At 62.5% G+C, this 18,903-nt stretch carries 20 protein-coding genes; 10 read left to right on the top strand and 10 right to left on the bottom strand.

Going from position 1 to position 18,903, the window contains the following annotated elements:
- Window positions 1-24: 24 nt before the first annotated feature.
- The 4 genes from lpxK to M2400_RS17670 are packed head-to-tail and all read right to left on the bottom strand — an operon-like array spanning window position 25 to window position 4,418.
- The gene (gene lpxK, locus M2400_RS17685) at window positions 25-1,035 is read right to left on the bottom strand and encodes a tetraacyldisaccharide 4'-kinase (protein WP_177113680.1); all 1,011 of its coding nucleotides are present in this window, start codon (window positions 1,033-1,035) and stop codon (window positions 25-27) included.
- Window positions 1,035-1,463 (bottom strand): biopolymer transporter ExbD, encoded by a 429-nt coding sequence (locus M2400_RS17680; RefSeq protein ID WP_177042952.1) that lies wholly within the window; start codon window positions 1,461-1,463, stop codon window positions 1,035-1,037. The genes lpxK and M2400_RS17680 overlap by 1 nt, the downstream gene beginning before the upstream one ends.
- Window positions 1,460-2,095 carry a MotA/TolQ/ExbB proton channel family protein gene (locus M2400_RS17675; RefSeq protein WP_177042951.1) on the bottom strand — a complete coding sequence of 212 codons (636 nt, stop codon included), beginning with the start codon at window positions 2,093-2,095 and terminating at the stop codon, window positions 1,460-1,462. Before M2400_RS17675 ends, M2400_RS17680 begins: the two co-directional genes overlap by 4 nt.
- Window positions 2,096-2,126: 31 nt before the next feature.
- Entirely contained in the window at window positions 2,127-4,418 is a 2,292-nt protein-coding gene (locus M2400_RS17670) for a DNA internalization-related competence protein ComEC/Rec2 (RefSeq protein ID WP_259196010.1), read from the bottom strand.
- A gap of 147 nt (window positions 4,419-4,565) precedes the next feature.
- Here M2400_RS17670 and M2400_RS17665 point away from each other — a divergent pair, with 147 nt between their 5' ends.
- Complete coding sequence (locus M2400_RS17665) at window positions 4,566-5,081, top strand: DUF2062 domain-containing protein (RefSeq protein ID WP_177077363.1); 516 nt, start codon at window positions 4,566-4,568, stop codon at window positions 5,079-5,081.
- 3 nt (window positions 5,082-5,084) lie between these two features.
- Here the strand turns inward: M2400_RS17665 and M2400_RS17660 are convergent, their stop codons facing one another.
- Together M2400_RS17660 and M2400_RS17655 are read right to left on the bottom strand one after the other, a co-directional pair.
- Window positions 5,085-6,455: a sensor histidine kinase gene (locus M2400_RS17660; RefSeq protein WP_259196011.1), complete on the bottom strand. Its 1,371-nt coding sequence runs from the start codon at window positions 6,453-6,455 to the stop codon at window positions 5,085-5,087.
- The gene (locus tag M2400_RS17655; RefSeq protein WP_259196012.1) at window positions 6,442-7,170 is read right to left on the bottom strand and encodes a response regulator transcription factor; all 729 of its coding nucleotides are present in this window, start codon (window positions 7,168-7,170) and stop codon (window positions 6,442-6,444) included. Before M2400_RS17655 ends, M2400_RS17660 begins: the two co-directional genes overlap by 14 nt.
- Before the next feature lie 205 nt (window positions 7,171-7,375).
- Between M2400_RS17655 and M2400_RS17650 the strand changes: the two genes are divergently transcribed.
- The 4 genes from M2400_RS17650 (at window position 7,376) to M2400_RS17635 (ending at window position 12,263) form a co-directional block, all read left to right on the top strand.
- Window positions 7,376-10,129, top strand: a complete 2,754-nt coding sequence (locus tag M2400_RS17650; RefSeq protein ID WP_177042946.1) for a response regulator — start codon at window positions 7,376-7,378, stop codon at window positions 10,127-10,129.
- Window positions 10,130-10,360: 231 nt separating this feature from the next.
- Window positions 10,361-11,350 carry a 2-hydroxyacid dehydrogenase gene (locus tag M2400_RS17645; RefSeq protein WP_259196013.1) on the top strand — a complete coding sequence of 330 codons (990 nt, stop codon included), beginning with the start codon at window positions 10,361-10,363 and terminating at the stop codon, window positions 11,348-11,350.
- Window positions 11,351-11,421: 71 nt separating this feature from the next.
- Window positions 11,422-11,862 carry a hypothetical protein gene (locus M2400_RS17640; RefSeq protein WP_177042944.1) on the top strand — a complete coding sequence of 147 codons (441 nt, stop codon included), beginning with the start codon at window positions 11,422-11,424 and terminating at the stop codon, window positions 11,860-11,862.
- A complete protein-coding gene (locus tag M2400_RS17635; RefSeq protein WP_177042943.1) occupies window positions 11,859-12,263 on the top strand; it encodes an META domain-containing protein in 405 nt (134 codons plus the stop codon). The genes M2400_RS17640 and M2400_RS17635 overlap by 4 nt, the downstream gene beginning before the upstream one ends.
- Window positions 12,264-12,362: 99 nt before the next feature.
- Here M2400_RS17635 and M2400_RS17630 read toward each other — a convergent pair whose 3' ends face one another.
- Window positions 12,363-12,824 carry a TlpA disulfide reductase family protein gene (locus tag M2400_RS17630; protein ID WP_010165813.1) on the bottom strand — a complete coding sequence of 154 codons (462 nt, stop codon included), beginning with the start codon at window positions 12,822-12,824 and terminating at the stop codon, window positions 12,363-12,365.
- 115 nt (window positions 12,825-12,939) lie between these two features.
- On the opposite strand from M2400_RS17630, the gene arsC reads away from it, so the two are divergent.
- Genes arsC through M2400_RS17615 form a run of 3 tightly spaced genes read left to right on the top strand, consistent with a single transcriptional unit; the run spans window position 12,940 to window position 14,301 of the window.
- A complete protein-coding gene (arsC, locus tag M2400_RS17625; RefSeq protein WP_177042942.1) occupies window positions 12,940-13,293 on the top strand; it encodes an arsenate reductase (glutaredoxin) in 354 nt (117 codons plus the stop codon).
- The gene (gene wrbA / locus M2400_RS17620; RefSeq protein WP_017475837.1) at window positions 13,290-13,904 is read left to right on the top strand and encodes an NAD(P)H:quinone oxidoreductase; all 615 of its coding nucleotides are present in this window, start codon (window positions 13,290-13,292) and stop codon (window positions 13,902-13,904) included. Before arsC ends, wrbA begins: the two co-directional genes overlap by 4 nt.
- Complete coding sequence (locus M2400_RS17615) at window positions 13,888-14,301, top strand: DUF2069 domain-containing protein (protein WP_177042941.1); 414 nt, start codon at window positions 13,888-13,890, stop codon at window positions 14,299-14,301. The genes wrbA and M2400_RS17615 overlap by 17 nt, the downstream gene beginning before the upstream one ends.
- Window positions 14,302-14,414: 113 nt before the next feature.
- Here M2400_RS17615 and M2400_RS17610 read toward each other — a convergent pair whose 3' ends face one another.
- Both M2400_RS17610 and ttcA read right to left on the bottom strand, forming a co-directional pair.
- Window positions 14,415-15,086: a DNA-3-methyladenine glycosylase I gene (locus tag M2400_RS17610; RefSeq protein WP_088424607.1), complete on the bottom strand. Its 672-nt coding sequence runs from the start codon at window positions 15,084-15,086 to the stop codon at window positions 14,415-14,417.
- A gap of 67 nt (window positions 15,087-15,153) precedes the next feature.
- Window positions 15,154-15,978 (bottom strand): tRNA 2-thiocytidine(32) synthetase TtcA, encoded by an 825-nt coding sequence (ttcA, locus tag M2400_RS17605; RefSeq protein ID WP_177077375.1) that lies wholly within the window; start codon window positions 15,976-15,978, stop codon window positions 15,154-15,156.
- Between the two features lie 386 nt (window positions 15,979-16,364).
- On the opposite strand from ttcA, the gene M2400_RS17600 reads away from it, so the two are divergent.
- Both M2400_RS17600 and M2400_RS17595 read left to right on the top strand, forming a co-directional pair.
- Entirely contained in the window at window positions 16,365-16,967 is a 603-nt protein-coding gene (locus tag M2400_RS17600; RefSeq protein ID WP_177042938.1) for a Yip1 family protein, read from the top strand.
- Window positions 16,968-17,096: 129 nt separating this feature from the next.
- Complete coding sequence (locus M2400_RS17595; protein WP_026077778.1) at window positions 17,097-17,591, top strand: SprT family zinc-dependent metalloprotease; 495 nt, start codon at window positions 17,097-17,099, stop codon at window positions 17,589-17,591.
- A gap of 123 nt (window positions 17,592-17,714) precedes the next feature.
- Here M2400_RS17595 and M2400_RS17590 read toward each other — a convergent pair whose 3' ends face one another.
- On the bottom strand, window positions 17,715-18,896 hold the full coding sequence (locus M2400_RS17590) for a CaiB/BaiF CoA-transferase family protein (RefSeq protein WP_259196016.1): 1,182 nt from the start codon (window positions 18,894-18,896) through the stop codon (window positions 17,715-17,717).
- Window positions 18,897-18,903: the final 7 nt, after the last annotated feature.

Here is an 18,903-nt window from a genome sequence, read left to right as displayed (position 1 = left end):
GAGTGTGTCCTGGAGAGCAGCGTTTTAAGGCAAAAGGCGAGCGGGCAGCAAGCGCATCAACTGCGTGTCGAACCAGGCGACAAACGCCGGTGACGGTGCCGCGTCCACCGCAAGGTACCACCAGTCGGGCCTGGCAAAGGCGCGGCACTTCACCGCGTCCTTTTCCGTCATGACCAACGGCAGTGCCGGTGTGAAATTCAAGACCTCGGCGCTATACGGCGCGTGGTCGGCAAAAGCATGGGGTATTGGGCGCCAGTGTAGCGTTTCAAGGGTGTTGAAGAAACGTTGCGGGTTACCGATGCCGGCCACCGCGTGCACCTGCTGCCCCACCGGGAAGTGATCGACGGGTTTGCGTTCGCCGGTGTGCAGGTTGACCAACGCGGTGGGCAGCAGGCGGAAGGCAAAACCATCGTCACGGTCAGAACCCGCGCCGTTGTAAAGCAGCGCATCGACGCTCTGCAAACGCTCGACCGGCTCACGCAACGGGCCCGCTGGCAGGCAGCGGCGGTTACCGAGCCCACGAGCGGCATCAATCAATACCAGTTCCAGGTCACGGGCCAGGCGGTAATGTTGCAGGCCGTCGTCGGAGAGAATCAGGTCGAGGGTTTCGCTGGCCAGCAGCGCCTTTACCGCGCGGCTGCGGTCGGGGTCGATCATCAGCGGCACGCCGCTGCGCTGCACGATCAGCAGCGGTTCATCCCCCGCCTGCGCGGCGGTGTGACTGGCTTCAACCCGCCATGGAAACGCTGGCGGCTTGGCGCCATAGCCGCGGCTCACCACACCGACGCGCAAGCCGCTGCGCTGGCAATGGTCGATCAGCCAGAGAATCAAGGGGGTCTTGCCGGTGCCGCCGACGGTGATGTTGCCCACCACCACGACCGGCACCGGCGACTGATATATCTCGCCCTCGCCCGCCAGGAACCGCGCGCGTTTGCGCTGTACCACCCGGCGATAGAGGGATTCCAGCGGCTGCAACAACGCGAGCGCCGGATGGCCTTCGTACCAGGCCTTGAGCAAACGATCGGTGATGGCCATCAGGGTTGGCTCGCCGCCTCGACGGTGGTCATGCGCAAATGGCTGAAGCCGAGCTTGCCGGCAGCGTCCATTGCCGTGATTACGGCCTGATGCTTGGTGTTGCCATCGGCGCTGATGGAAAGTGGCAGGTTGGTATCACCGCCCGACTCTTTTTGCAGCGCATCCATCAGGCTGGCCAGGTCATTTTTCTCCAGCAACTGGTTATTCACCGAGAACACGCCATCGGCGCTGATGGCGATGTCCAGTTGCTTGGCCTGCTGGTCTTCCGCCGGGGAGCCGCTGACGGCTTCCGGCAGGTCGACCCGCAGTTGGGTTTCCCGGGTAAAGGTGGTGGTGACGACAAAAAACAGCAGCAGGATAAACACCACGTCGATCAACGACGCCAGGTTGATATCGACGTTTTCCCGTTGCTTGCGGCGAAATTTCACGCGTTGCCCTCAACGAAGTCCACGTCACGGTCGCCCTGCACCACTTCCACCAGCTTGATGGCCTCCTGCTCCATGCCCACCACCAGCTCATCGATGCGCCGTTGCAGGAAACGGTGGAAGAACACCGAAGGAATACCGACCATCAGGCCCGCCGCCGTGGTGATCAAGGCCTTGGAAATACCACCGGCCAGCACCGCGGCGTTGGTGGTCATGCCCGAGCCCATGAAGGAGCTGAAAATATCGATCATGCCCAGCACGGTGCCGAGCAGCCCGAGCAATGGCGCCATGGCGGCGATGGTGCCCAGGGCGTTGATATAGCGCTCCAGCTCATGGATGACCCGGGCAGCAGCCTCTTCAATGCACTCCTTCATGATCTCGCGACCATGCTTGGAGTTGGCAAGGCCGGCGGCGAGGATTTCACCCAGGGGCGAGTTGGCGCGCAGTTCCTTGAGCTTGGCCTTGTCGAGCTGTTTGTTCTTGATCCAGCCCCAGACCTGGCCCAGCAGGTGGTCAGGTGTTACACGGCTGGCACGCAGGGTCCACAGGCGTTCGGCGATGATGCCGAGTGCGGCGATGGAACTCAAAATGATCGGCAACATCATCCAGCCGCCGGATTTGACCAATTCCCACACAGTGAATGTCCCCTCGAAAAAGTGCGCCACTTTACCATAAGGGTCCGGTGGAAGGGCTGGCCTGCCCCAGAGCATCCTGTCGCAGCGGCCGGTCTTTGGTAACGCTGTTTTGCGGCGGGCGCTCGCGCCAGAAACGCCGCTGGCTGCGCGCGGCCACCGGCGGCTGGAAGGTGCCCAGTTGCAGGCGCAGCGCGCCTTGTTCGGCGCTGTCATAAATTGTGCTGCCCACAGCCTGGTAACGCTCCAGCACCTGCGGATGCGGATGGCCAAACCCATTGCTGCGGCCACGGGAAATCAATACGGCCTTGGGCGCCAGGCGCAGCAGGAATGGCCATGAAGACGAGCTGCGGCTGCCATGATGCGGCGCTTGCAGCCAATCGACAGGGGCGCCCAAGGGTGTGGCGAGCAATGCTCGCTCGGCCTCGCGGTCAATATCCCCGGTCAGCAACAACCGCTCGCCATTGGCCTGCACGAGCAATACGCAGGACATCTGGTTACCGTCCGTCGCATCAGGCCATTGCCATAGCTCGAACGTCACGCCGTCCCACTGCCACTGCTCGCCGCTGACACAGGGTTGAGTACCGAGAGAGACTGGCAACCGCTCTGTTTCACCGCCTATCACACGCTTGATCGGCATCCCTTGGGCGACAGCCAATGCACCACCGGCATGATCAGCGTCGGCATGGCTGAGCAGCATCACGTCCAGCTCCGCTACCCCCAGCTTGCGCAACGCGGGCAACACGACACGAGCGCCCAGGTCGAACTCGCCGGAGCGCGGCCCGGCGTCATACAGCAGCACATGGTTGCGGGTACGCAGGATGATCGACAACCCTTGGCCAACATCCAGTTGCACCACCTCGACCCGCCCGTGGGGCACCGACTCCCGAGGTGGAAACACCGCCAGCAGCAACATCGGCCAGCCCAGCAGCCGAAACGGGATGCCCTTGGGCATCAATAACAGCACCGCGCCCAACGCACTGACCAGCCAATAGCCTGCCGGTACTTGCGCCGGAACCCAGGCCGGCATGTACTGCGCCAGCAGCGCCAGGGCCTTGAACAGCCAGCCCAGCGTGCCACCCGCCAGCCACAACAACCCCTCACCTATATAAGGCAGCGGCAATAACGCCGTACCCAGCAACGCCAGGGGCAATACCACCAGGCTGATCCACGGCACCGCCACCAGGTTGGCCAGCGGCCCGCTCAGGCTGATGGGCAGCCCGAGCACCAGCAGCAACGGAAACAGGCCGATGGCAATCAACCATTGGGCCCGGGTCCAGGCCTGCCAGGCACTCCACGGCCCCAGCCGACCACTGAACGCCAAAATCAGCACGGCCACCGCCGCAAATGACAGCCAGAATCCCGGCTGCAGACTGGCCAACGGTTCGAGGATCAGTACGGCATTCAGCGCCAGCAACAGCGGCCACCAGATGCCCAGGTGACGAAAGCGCAGGCGCCACAGCAGGACCAATCCCACCATTACGCAGGCCCGCTGCACCGGCACCTCGAAACCCGCCAGCAGGCCGTAGCCCAGCGCCGCAGCGAATGCCAAGCCACAGGCCCAGGGCAACCACGGCAAGGGTTTCGGCCAACATCCATAACGCGCCAGACCGGCCACCAGGCCATAGATCAACCCTGCGAGCAGGCCAATGTGCTGGCCGGAAATCACCAATAAATGCACGGTGCCGGTCGCTTGCAGAACCTGCCAATCCTCGGCGGCCAACCCGGAACCATCCCCGAGCACCAACGCCGCCAGGCCCGCCTCGCGCCCTTGGGCATCCGCCGCCAACAACCGCTGGCGAACCCCGTCACGCCAGGCATGCCGCGCAGGCGCCAGCCGCTGGCCATCCTTGACCGAGCCGGTGGCGCCAATCCGCTGGGCCAGCAACCAGGCCTCATAGTCAAATCCCTCGGCATTCAGCAAACCGGCGGGACGCTTGAGCGTAACGGCCAACCGCCAGCGCTCACCACTTTGAACCGGCGGGCCGCCACGCCAGGACACACGGATGTGCTTGGGCAGCAGCGCCTTGCGTGACCGGCTGTCGGTCAGTTCAAAGCGCACACCGTCGCCCGTCTGCTGCGGTAACCCGGTAACACGCCCTTCCACCCAGCGGGTCTGGCCATCCAGATGCGGGGCCAATCGATCATCCAGTGCCCACTGTGCACTGAGGCACGCCCAGCTCAATCCGAGCAGGAAAAACGCCAGCGGATACGTACGAAAAGGCAACAACATCAGGGCCAGCACCGGCATCAACAGCAGCCAGCCGCTGGACGGCAACACGGGTAAAAAGCGCAAGGCGAGCAGCCCCAGCGCGAGTGTGAACATCCCTGTTCTCATGGATCTTTCCTTGAAAGTGACCCATTGAGTCTTAGCCGGCCTGTAAATGCGGCCTATTATTATTTGTCACAAAGTCTGAATTTCCCGTTCATGGAATGCGGGCATACTTGCCCCTCGAACTGACCTGGACCCCTTATGCCACGGCGCTTATTCAAACGGTACATGCCCGATCCGACCAGCATTCGGGAACACAAGTCCTTACGCTTTCTCGGCAAATTGCTGCATGACCCGAACCTCTGGCACCTCAACCGGCACTCGGTCGCCCGCGCTATGGCGGTGGGCCTGTTCGCGGCGTTTATCCCTATTCCCTTGCAGATGCTGCTGGCCGCGGTCCTCGCCATCAGCGTGCGCGGCAACATGCCGATTGCCGTCAGCCTGGTGTGGCTGACCAACCCGATCACCATGCCGCCGGTGTTCTTCTGCACCTACATGACGGGCGCCTGGCTGATGAACGTGCCGCCCCGCAGCATGCCCGACGAGCTGACCTGGGAGTGGATCAGCGGGCAACTGTCGACGCTGTGGCAACCCTTCCTGCTGGGCTCGGTGGTATTGGGGCTGGTGATGGCGGCGCTGGGGTATTGCCTGACCATGGGTTACTGGCGCTGGTGGGTTGCCCGCCAGTGGAAAAAACGCAAACAGCGCAGGAGGTAAGGGTTAGCGAGCCAGCAAGCGCATATGCACGCGCAACCCCTGGCCGCTGTTTTCCGCCCACAGGCTGCCGTCCTGGCGCTGCACGGCGTTGCGCGCAATGCTCAACCCCAGGCCAAAACCACCGTCGCCGGGGCGTGAACCGTCCAGCCGGGTGAACGGCGCAAAGATCCGCTCCAGTTCCAATTCATCGATCCCGCCGCCCTGGTCTTCCAGCCACAAGTGCCAATGATCACCCTCGCGTTGCCCGCCCAATTGCACCGTCCCGCTTGGCGGAGAATGCCGGATGGCATTGCGCAGGATGTTTTCCAGTGCCTGGGCCAGCAGGTTCAGATTGCCGCGCACCCAGCAGTCAGCCTCAAGTTCGCACTGTAAACGTGACGGCGGCCAACCACTTTCAAAACAGGCGTTTTCCCGGAGCATGTCCCACAGCGCCTGCACCTGGATGTCCTCCTTGGGCAGCGGCGCACGTTCGGTGTCGAGCCAGGCCAGTTGCAAGGTGTCTTCCACCAGGCGTTGCATGCCGTCGACTTCCCTGCCCAGGCGTTCGCGCAGCTGGGTCAGGTCCTGCTCGCTGTCGCAGGCGACGCGCAAGCGGCTCAGCGGCGTGCGCAACTCATGGGACAAATCCCGCAGCATTTGCTGTTGCAGGGCCACGGTGCCTTGCAAGCGTTCAGACATCTGGTCAAACGCGCGGCCCAATTCCCCCAGCTCATCCTGGCGGCTGGTGGTGTCGCGGGACAGCCGGGTGCTCAACTGGTCGGCACGCCAGGCATTGGCCTGCTCCCGCAGATGGTTCAGGGGCATGATCAGCAACCGGTAAAGGCCGATGCACAACAGCAGGGTGAACAGGCCGGGAATCACGCCATTGGTCACAATCCGCCAGAACAATTGGTTTTGCCCGGGCATAAAGCGCCGTGGCAATTCAATCACCAGGGATCCCGCACCCGGGTCACCCGGAAACGGGATTTTCAACCACGGCAGGCCTTTGGCATGCCGGCTGACGGGCCAGTCCAGGCCACGCAGGAAGGTCAGGCGCTGGCTTTCCTTGTCTGTCAGCGGGTAGCTGCTCAGGGATTGCAGATCGTTACCGATAACGCCCAGCCACGTGCGCTCGTGCTTGCCCATGGTGCTCAACCACGCATCTACACCGGCGTTGCCGCCTTTGTTCCAGGCCAGTTCCGCGCCGGCCGCATAACCGCTCAAAGTGGCGCGGGCCTCACTGGACAGAAAGGCATTCTGCTCTTCCATGTACCGGCCCCAGGACCAACTGAGCCAGATCATCAGCAGGCAGAAGGCGATCAGCAGGCAGGCCAGTTTCCAGAATAACGAATGCTTGCCCGGCAGCCGTTTGAGGGTGGCCTTAAAGCCCGTCATCGTGACCGCTCAACACATAGCCCTTGCCCCACACCGTGCGCACTTCCCGCTCGCTGTAGCCAATAGCCTTGAGCTTGCGACGAATCTGGCTGATGTGCATGTCCAGGCTGCGATCATGAGGCGCATAGCCGCGCTGAAAGACATGCTGGTAAAGGAAGGCTTTGCTGAGGACTTCCTCGCCGTTGCGGTGCAGGGTTTCCAGCAGGCGATATTCGCTGCGGGTCAGCCCGGCCCAGTACTCCCGATGAAAGACGTCACACAGTTCATCATCGAACCGCAGGCCGAGGGCATCGTCGCGCACCGTCGCCAGGGCCGGCAACGGCCGCCGATCCAGGGCAACCCGGCGCAGTATGGCTTCGATGCGCACCCGCAACTCAGCCATGCTGAATGGCTTGGGCAGGTAATCATCCGCCCCCAGGCGAAAGCCGCTGATGCGGTCGGCTTCGGCGCCCAGGGCCGACATCAGGATCACCGGGATCGAATGGCTCTGGCGCAAATGCGTGAGCACCGACAAGCCGTCCATGCCCGGCAACAGGATGTCCATCAACACCACGTCGAAGCTTTGATCGCGGGCCATTTGCAGACCCTGCTGGCCGTCCTGGCACCAGGTCACCTGGAAGCCACAGCGGCCCAACTGCTCATGGACATAGGCGCCAAGCACAGGATCATCTTCAATCGCCAGGATACTGGGTAAGCCAAGTGCTACGGGATTCATTAGCGTCTGCAAGTCATTCTCAATGACTGATTATTCAAGATTGCCCCCCCATGAGCAACCGCCGCCGGGCGTCCGATGGTCCAAGGTTTGCCTCAGGTCATTAATTTGCAAGATTCCAGACCGCGCAAATGGCTACACTGCGCAGGTGGCGCGGGCCGGATGCCTGCGTGGAATTTCGACAACAGTGTGGTAGCAGGAGAGTGGCGTGCTTAGAAGAATGGGGATAAAAGGCCGCGTACTGTTGCTGACCTTATTGCCTACCAGCCTGATGGCGTTGCTGCTGGGCGGCTATTTCACCTGGATGCAACTGTCGGAACTGCAGTCGCAGTTGCTGCAACGGGGCGAGATGATCGCCGAGCAACTGGCACCGCTGGTCGCACCAGCACTGGGCACCAAAAACACCGACCTGCTGGAACGCATCGCCACCCAGTCCCTGGAACAAACCGACGTGCGCGCCGTGTCGTTCCTCGGGCCCGACCGTACGCCCCTGGCCCACGCCGGCCCGACCATGCTCAACCAGCCGCCCATCGGCAACAGTTCGCACCTGTTGCAGCGCACCGGCAATGACGCAACCCGCTATCTGCTGCCGGTGTTCGGCCGCCATCGCAACCTCGCCGGTGAGCTGATCCCGGATGAGTCCGACCGCCTGCTGGGCTGGGTCGAGCTGGAGCTTTCCCACAATGGCATGTTGCTGCGCGGCTATCGCAGCCTGTTCGCCAGCCTGCTGCTGATCGCCATCGGCCTGATCTGCACCGCAGCCCTGGCGTTGCGCATCAGCCGTACGATCAACTCGCCGATTGGCCTGATCAAGCAGGCCGTGGCGCAGCTCAAGGACGGCAATCTGGAAACCCGCTTGCCGCCACTGGGCAGCCAGGAACTCGATCACCTCGCCTCGGGCATCAACCGCATGGCCGAGACCCTGCAAAATGCCCAGGAAGAATTGCAACACAGCATCGACCAGGCCACCGAAGACGTGCGGCAGAACCTGGAAACCATCGAGATCCAGAACATCGAGCTGGACCTGGCCCGCAAGGAAGCGCTGGAAGCCAGCCGCATCAAGTCGGAGTTTTTGGCCAACATGAGCCATGAAATCCGCACACCGCTGAACGGCATCCTCGGTTTCACCCACTTGTTGCAGAAAAGCGAGCTGTCGCCCCGCCAGCTGGATTACCTGGGCACCATCGAAAAGTCCGCCGACAACCTGTTGGGCATCATCAACGAAATCCTCGACTTCTCGAAAATCGAAGCCGGCAAGCTGGTGCTCGACAGCATCCCGTTCAACCTGCGGGACCTGTTGCAAGACACCCTGACCATCCTCGCCCCGGCCGCCCACGCCAAACAGCTGGAGCTGGTGAGCCTGGTCTACCGCGACACGCCGCTGTCGCTGGTGGGTGACCCGCTGCGGCTCAAGCAAATCCTCACGAACCTGGTGAGCAACGCGATCAAATTCACCCGCGAAGGCACCATCGTTGCCCGCGCGATGCTTGAAGACGAACAGGAAGACAGCGTGCAACTGCGCATCAGCGTGCAGGACACCGGCATCGGCCTGTCGAACCAGGACGTGCGCGCGCTGTTCCAGGCATTCAGCCAGGCGGACAATTCGCTGTCACGCCAACCCGGCGGCACCGGCCTGGGCCTGGTGATTTCCAAGCGCCTGATCGAACAGATGGGCGGTGAGATTGGCGTCGACAGCACGCCGGGGGAAGGCTCGGAATTCTGGATCAGCCTGAACCTGCCGAAAACCCGCGACGACGTCGAAGACCTGCCCTGCGCGCCACTGCTGGGCCGGCGCGTGGCGGTGCTGGAAAACCACGAGCTGGCGCGCCAGGCCCTGCAACATCAGTTGGAAGACTGCGGCCTGGAAGTCACCCCGTTCAACAGCCTGGAGAGCCTGACCAACGGCATCACCAGCGCCCACCAGACCGAACAGGCGATTGACCTGGCGGTACTGGGTATCACCGCCAACGACATTCCACCGGAGCGTTTGAACCAACACCTGTGGGACCTCGAGCACCTGGGCTGCAAGGTGCTGGTGCTGTGCCCCACCACCGAACAGCTGCTGTTCAACCCGTCGGTGCCCAACCCCAACAGTCAACTGCAGGCCAAACCCGCCTGCACACGCAAACTGCGCCGCGCCCTGGCCGACCTGATCAGCCCGCGCCCGCTGCGCAGCGAACCCGGCGAGCCGCTGTCGAGTCGCGCACCACGGGTACTGTGTGTCGACGACAACCCGGCCAACCTGCTGCTGGTGCAAACCCTGCTGGAAGACATGGGCGCCAAGGTCCAGGCGGTGGAAAGCGGTTACTCGGCCATCGAAGCGGTGAAGCAGGAAGCCTTCGACCTGGTGCTGATGGACGTGCAAATGCCCGGCATGGACGGGCGCCAGAGCACCGAAGCGATTCGCTCATGGGAAAGCGAACGCCACGGCACGCCGCTGCCCATCGTCGCGCTGACCGCCCACGCCATGGCCAACGAAAAACGTGCGTTGCTGCAAAGTGGCATGGATGACTACCTGACCAAGCCCATCAGCGAACGGCAACTGGCCCAGGTGGTGTTGAAATGGACCGGGCTGGCCCTGCGCAACCAAGGCCCGGAGCGCGGCGCCGAAAGTTTCGGGCAGGCCACGCAACTGCCGGTACTGGACCATGAAGAAGGCTTGCGACTGGCTGCCGGCAAGGCGGATCTGGCAGCGGACATGCTGGCGATGCTCCTGGCTTCGCTGGAGGCTGACCGGGAAGCGATCCGCGTGGCCCGTGACGCCAACGACCGTAACGCCCTGATCGAGCGGGTTCATCGCCTGCACGGCGCCACCCGGTATTGCGGCGTGCCGCAACTGCGCGCGGCCTGCCAACGGGCCGAAACCCTGCTCAAACAGGACGATGCCAAGGCCATGCCGGCCCTGGATGAACTGGACATGGCGATAGCGCGGCTGGCCAGCGAGGCGCGGGTGAGCGCGTAAACTTTCGGGGCAATGTGGAGAGGGAGCTTGTCTTTGGCTAGGGAGCTTGCTGTGGCGAGGGAGCTTGCTCCCGCTGGGCTGCGCAGCGGCCCCAAAAATCTTGGGAGCGCTTCGCACTCCAGCGGGAGCAAGCTCCCTCGCCACAGCAGCTCACTTGCCACAGCAGCTCCCTAGCCACAAACAAGCCCCTCGCCACAAAAGCAGCTTTCAATCATCAAGAAGGAATATTTGATGCGCATCATCCTCTTCAGCAGCCAAACCTACGACCGCGACAGTTTTCTCGCCCAACCGCTGCCCGCAGGCATGCAACTGCAATTCCAACCGGCCCGGCTGAACCTCGACACCGTGGCCCTGGCCGAACACCATGAAGTGGTCTGCGCCTTTATCAATGACGACCTCAGCGCCCCGGTGCTGGAGCAACTAGCCAACGGCGGCACCCGCCTGATCGCCCTGCGCTCGGCCGGTTACAACCATGTCGACCTGGCCGCCGCCAAGCGCCTGGGCCTGACCATCGTGCGGGTGCCGGCCTACTCGCCCCATGCAGTGGCCGAACATGCAGTCGCGCTGATCCTGGCCCTCAATCGCCGCCTGCACCGCGCCTACAACCGCACCCGCGACGGCGACTTCAGCCTGCATGGCCTGACCGGTTTCGACCTGGTGGGCAAGACCGTCGGCGTGGTCGGTACCGGGCAGATCGGCGCCACATTCGCCAAGATCATGGCCGGGTTCGGCTGCCAGTTGCTGGCGTACGACCCCTACCCCAACCCGCAGGTCGAAGCCCTTGGCGCGCGCTACGTGAGCCTGGCGCAGTTGCTCGGCGAGTCACAGATCATCAGCCTGCATTGCCCGCTGACGGCAGACAGCAAACATCTGATCAACGCCCGGAGCCTGGCCCATATGCAACCCGGCGCGATGCTGATCAATACCGGGCGCGGCGGCCTGGTGGACACCCCGGCGCTGATCGACGCGCTCAAGGACGGCCAACTCGGCTACCTGGGGCTGGATGTGTATGAAGAAGAGGCCCAGCTGTTTTTCGAAGACCGCTCGGACCTGCCCCTGCAAGACGACGTGCTGGCGCGCCTGCTGACCTTCCCCAACGTGATCATCACCGCGCACCAGGCCTTCCTGACGCGCGAGGCGCTGGGGGCGATTGCCGGCACCACCCTGGCCAACATCACGGCGTGGGCTGATGGGCGGGCGCAAAACCTCGTCGAAGGATGATCAGCGGTCACATAGCCGCGCCATGATGGGTGGCGGCCCGTGATAGGATGCCGCGCCTATTTGGAGGATCCATGGCCGAACACGATTTCCGCTTCAGCTTGCTGAGCCCGCAACACACCCTGATCGAATGCCGCGCCCTGGTGCCGGGCCGTTATCAAGTCACCGGCAACGGTGGCTCGATCAAGAACGGCGACGTTCTGATCGTCACCCTGCGCGGCAGTAAAACCCTGTCGATGCGCCTGACCGTCGAAGGCGATGCGCGCTACTCCATCCGCCCGGCAGGCCAGTGGGTCGCCATGGCCCAGGGGCCAAAGTTCGGCGAACTGGAGATTCACACCTGGAAGGTCAACTGCGACAGCTGCGACAACGTGCTGGAGTTTGAATTCGCGGTGGAAACCAAGCTGAGCAAAGAGCCGCTGCAACCGGCCGCTACCGCGCGTGTCAGCGAGCTGGGCTGGGCCACCCTGGGCGACAAGCACCGCTGCCCGAAATGCCAGAAGGCCGCGCAATGAAAGCCGTGCTGATGCTGGCCGTGCTGGGTGCAGGCCTTGCGGGCTGCGCCAGCGACGAGGTCAAGCTCAAGCAGGATCACAGCTACGTGGTGGAGTGGATCGGTGAACGGCCGCTGATGGATTACGCGCACCTGACCGTGACCCTCGGCGCCGATGGCCGGGCCTACGGCAATGGTGGCTGCAACCATTGGTTCGCGCCCTACACCCTGGACGGCGACAAGCTGACCTTCGGCAAGGTCGGCAGCACCCGCAAACTCTGCGCCGAAGCGCTGATGGAGCAGGAGCACCGTTTCTTCCAGGCCCTGCAAGGCGTGCAACGCTGGGACATCTCGCCGATCGAACAGACCCGTTTCTGGCCGGCGGATGGCCTGCCATTGCGGTTGTGGCTGGAAGAAGGCTGATTCCGCTCTTCTGTGGGAGCTGGCTTGCCTGCGATGGCATCGCCTCGGTCTGGCTGACAGACCGAGTTGCCTGCATCGCTGGCAAGCCAGCTCCTACATTTAACCGCGCAACGCCTTGAGCTTGGCCAACACACCCTCGGCCGTCTGCTCACCCATCAGTTGCTCGCGCACCTTGCCCTTGTCATCGATGATGTAGGTCACCGGCAACGCTTCGCTGCGGGGAATATCGAAGATTTCATCCGGGTTCTGCGCCAATACGGTGAACTTGATGCCCAGCTTCTCGCTGGCGCTCTTGAGTTCTTCACCCTGGGCGTTGTCGAAGTTCACGCCAAATACGCCCACCGACTGGCCCTTGAGCTGTTCGGCCAAGGCATTCAGCTCCGGGATTTCGGTACGGCACGGGCCACACCACTCGGCCCAGTAGTTGACCACCAGCCATTGCTTGTCCAGGCGTTCGGCGGCCACTTTCTGACCGTATTGGTCAACGCCATAGTCATTGCCACAGCCGCTGAGCAGCAGTGTGCCGATGATTGCCAATGCGCCTAACAGTCGCCTCGTCATGGGGTAATCCTTCGTAAAAATGAACATTGGCTGCGGCCGATCGCCTCTCATGGTTTAAGGACGTGACGCAGCGCGGGTAGAATACCCGCCACCTAACGCAAGATGCGACCCGCACATGACCGATCTGACGCTTTATCACAACCCGCGCTGCTCGAAATCCCGCGGTGCGCTCGAACTGCTGGAGGCCCGTGGCCTGACACCAACCGTGGTGCGCTACCTGGAAACCCCGCTCGACGCCGCGCAATTGCAGGCCTTGCTGGGCAAGCTTGGGATCAGCGCGCGGCAACTGCTGCGCACCGGCGAAGACGAATACAAAACCCTCAACCTGGCCGACGCCAGCCTCAGCGAAGCGCAGTTGATTGCCGCCATCGCCGCTCATCCGAAACTGATGGAACGCCCGATCCTCGAAACCGCCGACAAGGCCGTGATTGGCCGTCCTCCGGAAAATGTCCTGGAGCTGGTTTCGTGAGTGCGCCGTATGTGCTGGTGTTGTATTACAGCCGCAACGGCTCGGTCAGCGAAATGGCCCGGCAGATTGCCCGGGGCGTCGAGCAAGCCGGGCTGGAGGCGCGGTTGCGCACCGTGCCGGCCATCTCCAGCGAATGCGAAGCCGTAGCGCCGGACATTCCGGTGGATGGCCCGCTGTACTGCAGCCTCGACGACCTGAAGAACTGCGCCGGCCTGGCCCTGGGCAGCCCGACCCGTTTCGGCAACATGGCCGCGCCGCTCAAGTACTTTCTCGACGGCACCAGCAACCTGTGGCTGACCGGCGCACTGGTGGGCAAGCCGGCGGGTGTGTTCACTTCCACCGCCAGCCTGCACGGCGGCCAGGAAACCACGCTGATGTCGATGCTGCTGCCACTGCTGCACCACGGCATGCTGATCACCGGCCTGCCCTACAGCGAACAGGCACTGCTCGACACCAAAGGCGGCGGTACGCCGTATGGCGCCAGCCACCATTCCGGTGCCGACGGCAAGCGCGCGCTGGATCAGCACGAGATCGCCCTGTGCCGCGCCCTCGGCCTGCGCCTGGCGAAGACCGCCGCGCTACTGGAGAACGGCCGTGGCCAGGAAGCCTAAGGCACTGCCGTCCCAGGCGTGGCTGGAGCCACGGGTCAAGGCGATGCGGGCGTTGAGCCTGCTGGCATTCCTGGGTCTGGTGGGGTTGTTGTGTGTTTACTATCTGGTGTTTGCCGACCTGCATGGCGCACGGCCGTGGGTGATTCTGCTGATCGAGCTGGTGCCGCTGCTATTGCTGGCACCGGGGATGATTTTGGGCAGCGCGCGTGGGCATTCGTGGATGTGCTTTGTGGTGAATCTTTACTTCATCAAGGGCGCGCTGGCCGCGTATGACCCGAACCGGCAATGGTTTGGGGTGCTGGAGATGCTGGCGAGCCTGGCGGTGTTCTGCACCGCGTTGATGTATGTGCGGTACCGGCATCAGTTGAATCGGCGGTTGGCGGGGGAAGGCCTGTAGCGTCTGACAGCCAGTCATCGCGGGCAAGCCCGGCTCCCACAGTGATCATTGTCATCCATGACAACTCGGTCAAATGTGGGAGCTGGCTTGCCTGCGATAGCGTCAACGCGATCTCAATGGTTGACGGTGTAGGCCAACATCATCGACAGCTGGCACATCGGCCGCCCGCTCTCGGCATGCCACTGGTTGAACGCACCCTGCACCGTGGCCAGGTCCCGAAGACTGGTGGGCACCTTGTCGACAATCTTCTGCGCGTTCAGCGCCGCCACTACGTCATAGCTCGGCACGAACGTGTCCTTGCCGACCATCCGCAGAAAACGCGGCGCCGACAGCCCGCCCAACTGGTGGCCGTGCTTGCTCAGGTATTTCCACAGGCCGACGATATCGGTCACCGGCCAGTCAGCAATCAGCGCACCGAAACTGCCCTTTTCCTTCTCGATATCCAGAATCATCTGCGCATTGCGCGGCACGCTCTTGAGCTTGCCCAAGTGGCGGATGATGCGGGTGTCCTGCATCAGCCGCTCCAGGTGTTCGGCACCCATCAGCACGACTTTTTCAGGGTCAAACCCAAAGAACACCTGCTCGAATGCCGGCCACTTAGCGTCCACCACGCTGTGCTTGAGCCCGGCGCGAAACACCCGCAGCGACAGGGTCGACAGGTAGCGGTCATCGCTGATCTTGCGCAATTGCGCCGGGGTCAGGGGCACAGGCAGATGGGCTTCCAGCTCGGCCGCCGAACCAAAACGGTTCAGACAATATTCGTGCAGCCACTTGTAATCGCGCATGCCCTCTCCTAAGGATTGAAATGAAAACGGCGCCCAGGAGCGCCGTCTGTCAGAGCGGTGAAAACGCTCAGAGGTTCACTACGCTGACGAAGCGCGATGCGGCACTTTCGTCGATACGCAGGCTGGTGAAGTCGAACAGGTTACGGTCGGCCAACTGCGACGGCTGCACGTTCTGCAAGCTGCGGAAGATGCTGTCGACGCGGCCCGGGGTCTTGCGGTCCCACTCCTGGAGCATGTCCTTGACCACCTGGCGTTGCAGGTTTTCCTGGGAGCCGCAGAGGTTGCACGGGATGATCGGGAATTGCTTGAGGTCGGAGTACGCCTGGATGTCTTTCTCATGGCAGTACGCCAACGGGCGAATCACCACGTTGCGCCCGTCGTCGGCCCGCAGCTTGGGCGGCATGGCCTTGAGGCTGCCGTTGAAGAACATGTTGAGAAAGAAGGTTTCGACGATGTCATCGCGATGATGACCCAGGGCCATCTTGGTCGCACCGATTTCGTCGGCAAAGGTGTAGAGCGTGCCACGGCGCAGGCGCGAGCACAGCGAGCAGGTGGTCTTGCCTTCCGGGACCAGTTCCTTGACCACCGAATAGGTGTCTTTCTCGACGATGTGGTACTCGATCCCCAATTCCTTGAGGTAGGCCGGCAGCACATGCTCGGGAAACCCCGGCTGCTTCTGGTCCATGTTCACGGCGACGATGTCGAACTTGATCGGCGCGACCTTTTGCAGGTGCATCAGCACGTCGAGCAGGGTGTAGCTGTCTTTGCCGCCGGACAGGCAGACCATGACCTTGTCGCCCTCTTCGATCATGTTGAAATCGGCGACTGCCTCACCAGCCTGGCGACGCAGGCGTTTTTGCAGTTTGTTCTGGTTGACCGTAAGAGTGCCCATGGCGCTTGGATCCGCGAAAGGTGTGTGACGAAAAGCCGGGTATTTTACGCAAAAAATCCACTATGAGCGACGCCGTTCCAGTGGGGAGCCGGCCTGGGTGGGAGCCGGGCTTGCCCGCGATGGGATCAACTCGGTTTGTCTGAAGCACCGAGGTGCCTGCATCGCAGGCAAGCCAGCTCCCACAGTTGCCGGGGTTACCCCTGACAGACCTCCGCGCGATTAAGCCCAATGTTTACAGCGCAATTTGCTCTAAAGCCTTACAGTTTTTCCGGTCATCAGTTCCTATACTGCGACATAAGGTCGCACATATATCCAGACCTTTCAGGCCAATTGGCCCGTGGGCGCTCCACTGGGGGGCGATGGTAATAACGACAGGAGTGACTGGCATGATCCATCACGTCGTGGGACTTTTCACCCACCCCGATCAGGAATGGCGGGAAATTCGTGGCGATAAAGAAGAAAGCATCGGCCACATGTACCTCACCCACACGCTGATTCTGGCGGCGATCCCCGCGGTATCAGCCTTTATCGGTACCACTCAAGTAGGTTGGGTCATCGGCAGCCGCGCCCCGGTGATGCTGACGGTGGAAAGCGCGCTGTGGATGACCATCATGTCCTACGCCGCGATGCTCGGTGGCGTGGCGGTGATGGGCGCGTTTATCCACTGGATGGCCCGCACCTATGACGCCAACCCCAGCATGGCGCGCTGCGTGGCGTTTGCCACCTACACCGCGACGCCCCTGTTTATCGGCGGGCTGGCGGCGCTATACCCACATATGTGGCTGGGCATGGTGGTTGGCACTGCGGCCATTTGCTACACGGTGTACCTGCTGTACGTCGGGCTGCCGACCTTCATGAACATCCACCCGGACGAGGGCTTCCTGTTTTCGAGTTCGGTACTGGCGGTAGGCCTGGTGGTACTGGTGGCGATCATGGCCTTTACCGTGATCGTCTGGGGGCTGGGCGTAGGCCCGATCTACACCAACTGACGCGGTTCAACCCGCAGGAAAAGCCACCGCAAGGTGGCTTTGTGCGTTATGCATGACCATTCGGCGCCTGACAGATTCGGATACACCGTTGTTTGCGGCATACTGGACATCTCTGGAGATATGTACAGCATGCCCGAGCAACTCAATACCCGCGTCGAAGATTGTTTCCTGCAAGCCGAATCCTTTTTCAAACGAAGCTTCAAGCGCCCCCAGGTCAGCCTCAAGCTGCGGGGCCAGAAGGCCGGTGTCGCGCATTTGCACGAGAACCTGCTGCGCTTCAACCCGCAGCTGTACCGTGAAAACAGCCAGCACTTCCTTAAACAGACGGTCGCCCATGAAGTGGCGCACCTGATTGCCCACCAATTGTTCGGCGAGCGCATCCAGCCCCATGGCGAGGAATGGCAGTTGATCATGCGCGGGGTGTACGAACTGCCGCCGGATCGCTGCCACACCTATGAAATCCAGCGGCGGCGCGTGACGCGGTATATCTACCGCTGCCCGTGTGCCGACAGCGACTTTCCGTTTTCGCCCCAGCGTCACGGGTTGGTGAGCCAGGGGCGACGGTATTTGTGCCGCCGGTGTCGGCAGACTTTGGTGTTTACCGGGGAAACCCGGGTGGAGTGAGTTTTGTGGTGCCTGTAAGGGCCTCATCGCAGGCAAGCCAGCTCCCACATTAGACCGGGTTCCACCTTTGGAATGCAGTCAAATGTGGGAGCTGGCTTGCCTGCGATGGCGTCAGCCCAAGCACTACTGAATCACTTTGGCACGCCGCAGATCGTCTATCCGCTGAACACTGAATCCCAACTCAGCCAGCACTTCATCGCTGTGAGCGCCCACCGCCGCGCCAATGTGCCTGGCCGCCGGTAAACCCTCGGAAAACTTCAGCGGGCAGGCCATTTGCGCCTGGCTGGAACCATCGCCCCGCGGTACCTGGCTGACCAACTCCCGGGCTTTCAACTGTGGGTGCTCGACAGCCTCGCTCAAACTCAACACCGGCTCGACACACGCATCAATCCCGGCAAACAACGCACACAGCTCATCAAAACTGCGTTTCTCGAACTCGACCTGCAATGCCAGCTTGAGGGCTTTCTGCTGCTCAGGCCTGGGCGACAACCCCTGCGCCGCCAACTCTGGGCGCCCAAGCGCTGTACACAACTGCTGCATAAAGGCCGGTTCCAGGCTGCCCACCGACAACCAGCGCCCCTCACGCGAGCGGTAATAGTCATAGAAGCTGCCGCCATTGAGCACCTGGTTCTCCCACGCCGGTTCCACACCGCAGGCCAGGTAACCCGCACCCGCCATGGCATTCAGGCTGAAGGCGCAATCGGTCATGCTCACGTCCAGGTACTGCCCCACTCCACTCTGCTGCCGGGCGATCACCGCCGCCAGCAAGCCGATCACCGCGTGCAACGAGCCGCCGCCCACGTCTGCCAACTGCACGCCAAGGGGCAACGGCCCGCTGTCCTGGCGCCCGGTGTAGCTGGCGATACCGGCCAGGGCCAGGTAGTTGATGTCATGGCCGGCGCGGTCCTTGTAGGGGCCGGTCTGGCCGTAGCCGGTGATGGAGACATAGATCAGCTTCGGGTTGATCGCCTTCAACGCTTCGTAGCCCAGGCCCAGGCGCTCCATGACCCCGGGGCGAAACTGCTCCAGGACGATGTCGTAGTCCGCCACCAGTTGTCGCACGATCGCCACGGCCTCGGCCTGCTTGAGGTCCAGGGCCAGGCTGCGCTTGTTGCGGTTCAGGTAGGCATGGCTGGCGGACACGCCCTGGTCGTGGGGCGGCAATACCCGCAGCAGGTCCATGCGGGTGGGGGATTCGATGCGCAGCACCTCGGCGCCCATGTCGGCCAGCAGCAACGAGGCGAACGGCCCCGGCAGCAAGGTGGAGAAATCCAGTACTTTGAGGGACGCCAAGGGGCCTGACATGAAGACT

The organism is Pseudomonas sp. BIGb0558, assembly GCF_024807515.1.
Taxonomy (GTDB): Bacteria; Pseudomonadota; Gammaproteobacteria; order Pseudomonadales; family Pseudomonadaceae; genus Aquipseudomonas; species Aquipseudomonas yamanorum_A.
Note: the sequence above shows the minus strand (reverse complement) of the source record. Positions and strands in the feature narration are given on the sequence as shown.

What these genes read in the sequence shown, in the direction of transcription:
- M2400_RS17635 (WP_177042943.1), top strand. Translation starts at nt 11,859, where the DNA reads ATGAAAGCCGTGCTGATGCTGGCCGTGCTGGGTGCAGGCCTTGCGGGC.
- M2400_RS17595 (WP_026077778.1), top strand. Translation starts at nt 17,097, where the DNA reads ATGCCCGAGCAACTCAATACCCGCGTCGAAGATTGTTTCCTGCAAGCC.
- M2400_RS17670 (WP_259196010.1), bottom strand. Translation starts at nt 4,418, where the DNA reads ATGTTCACACTCGCGCTGGGGCTGCTCGCCTTGCGCTTTTTACCCGTG.
- M2400_RS17590 (WP_259196016.1), bottom strand. Translation starts at nt 18,896, where the DNA reads ATGTCAGGCCCCTTGGCGTCCCTCAAAGTACTGGATTTCTCCACCTTG.
- M2400_RS17600 (WP_177042938.1), top strand. Translation starts at nt 16,365, where the DNA reads ATGATCCATCACGTCGTGGGACTTTTCACCCACCCCGATCAGGAATGG.
- M2400_RS17630 (WP_010165813.1), bottom strand. Translation starts at nt 12,824, where the DNA reads ATGACGAGGCGACTGTTAGGCGCATTGGCAATCATCGGCACACTGCTG.
- ttcA (WP_177077375.1), bottom strand. Translation starts at nt 15,978, where the DNA reads ATGGGCACTCTTACGGTCAACCAGAACAAACTGCAAAAACGCCTGCGT.
- M2400_RS17640 (WP_177042944.1), top strand. Translation starts at nt 11,422, where the DNA reads ATGGCCGAACACGATTTCCGCTTCAGCTTGCTGAGCCCGCAACACACC.
- M2400_RS17610 (WP_088424607.1), bottom strand. Translation starts at nt 15,086, where the DNA reads ATGCGCGATTACAAGTGGCTGCACGAATATTGTCTGAACCGTTTTGGT.
- lpxK (WP_177113680.1), bottom strand. Translation starts at nt 1,035, where the DNA reads ATGGCCATCACCGATCGTTTGCTCAAGGCCTGGTACGAAGGCCATCCG.
- arsC (WP_177042942.1), top strand. Translation starts at nt 12,940, where the DNA reads ATGACCGATCTGACGCTTTATCACAACCCGCGCTGCTCGAAATCCCGC.
- M2400_RS17655 (WP_259196012.1), bottom strand. Translation starts at nt 7,170, where the DNA reads ATGAATCCCGTAGCACTTGGCTTACCCAGTATCCTGGCGATTGAAGAT.
- M2400_RS17665 (WP_177077363.1), top strand. Translation starts at nt 4,566, where the DNA reads ATGCCACGGCGCTTATTCAAACGGTACATGCCCGATCCGACCAGCATT.
- M2400_RS17660 (WP_259196011.1), bottom strand. Translation starts at nt 6,455, where the DNA reads ATGACGGGCTTTAAGGCCACCCTCAAACGGCTGCCGGGCAAGCATTCG.
- M2400_RS17645 (WP_259196013.1), top strand. Translation starts at nt 10,361, where the DNA reads ATGCGCATCATCCTCTTCAGCAGCCAAACCTACGACCGCGACAGTTTT.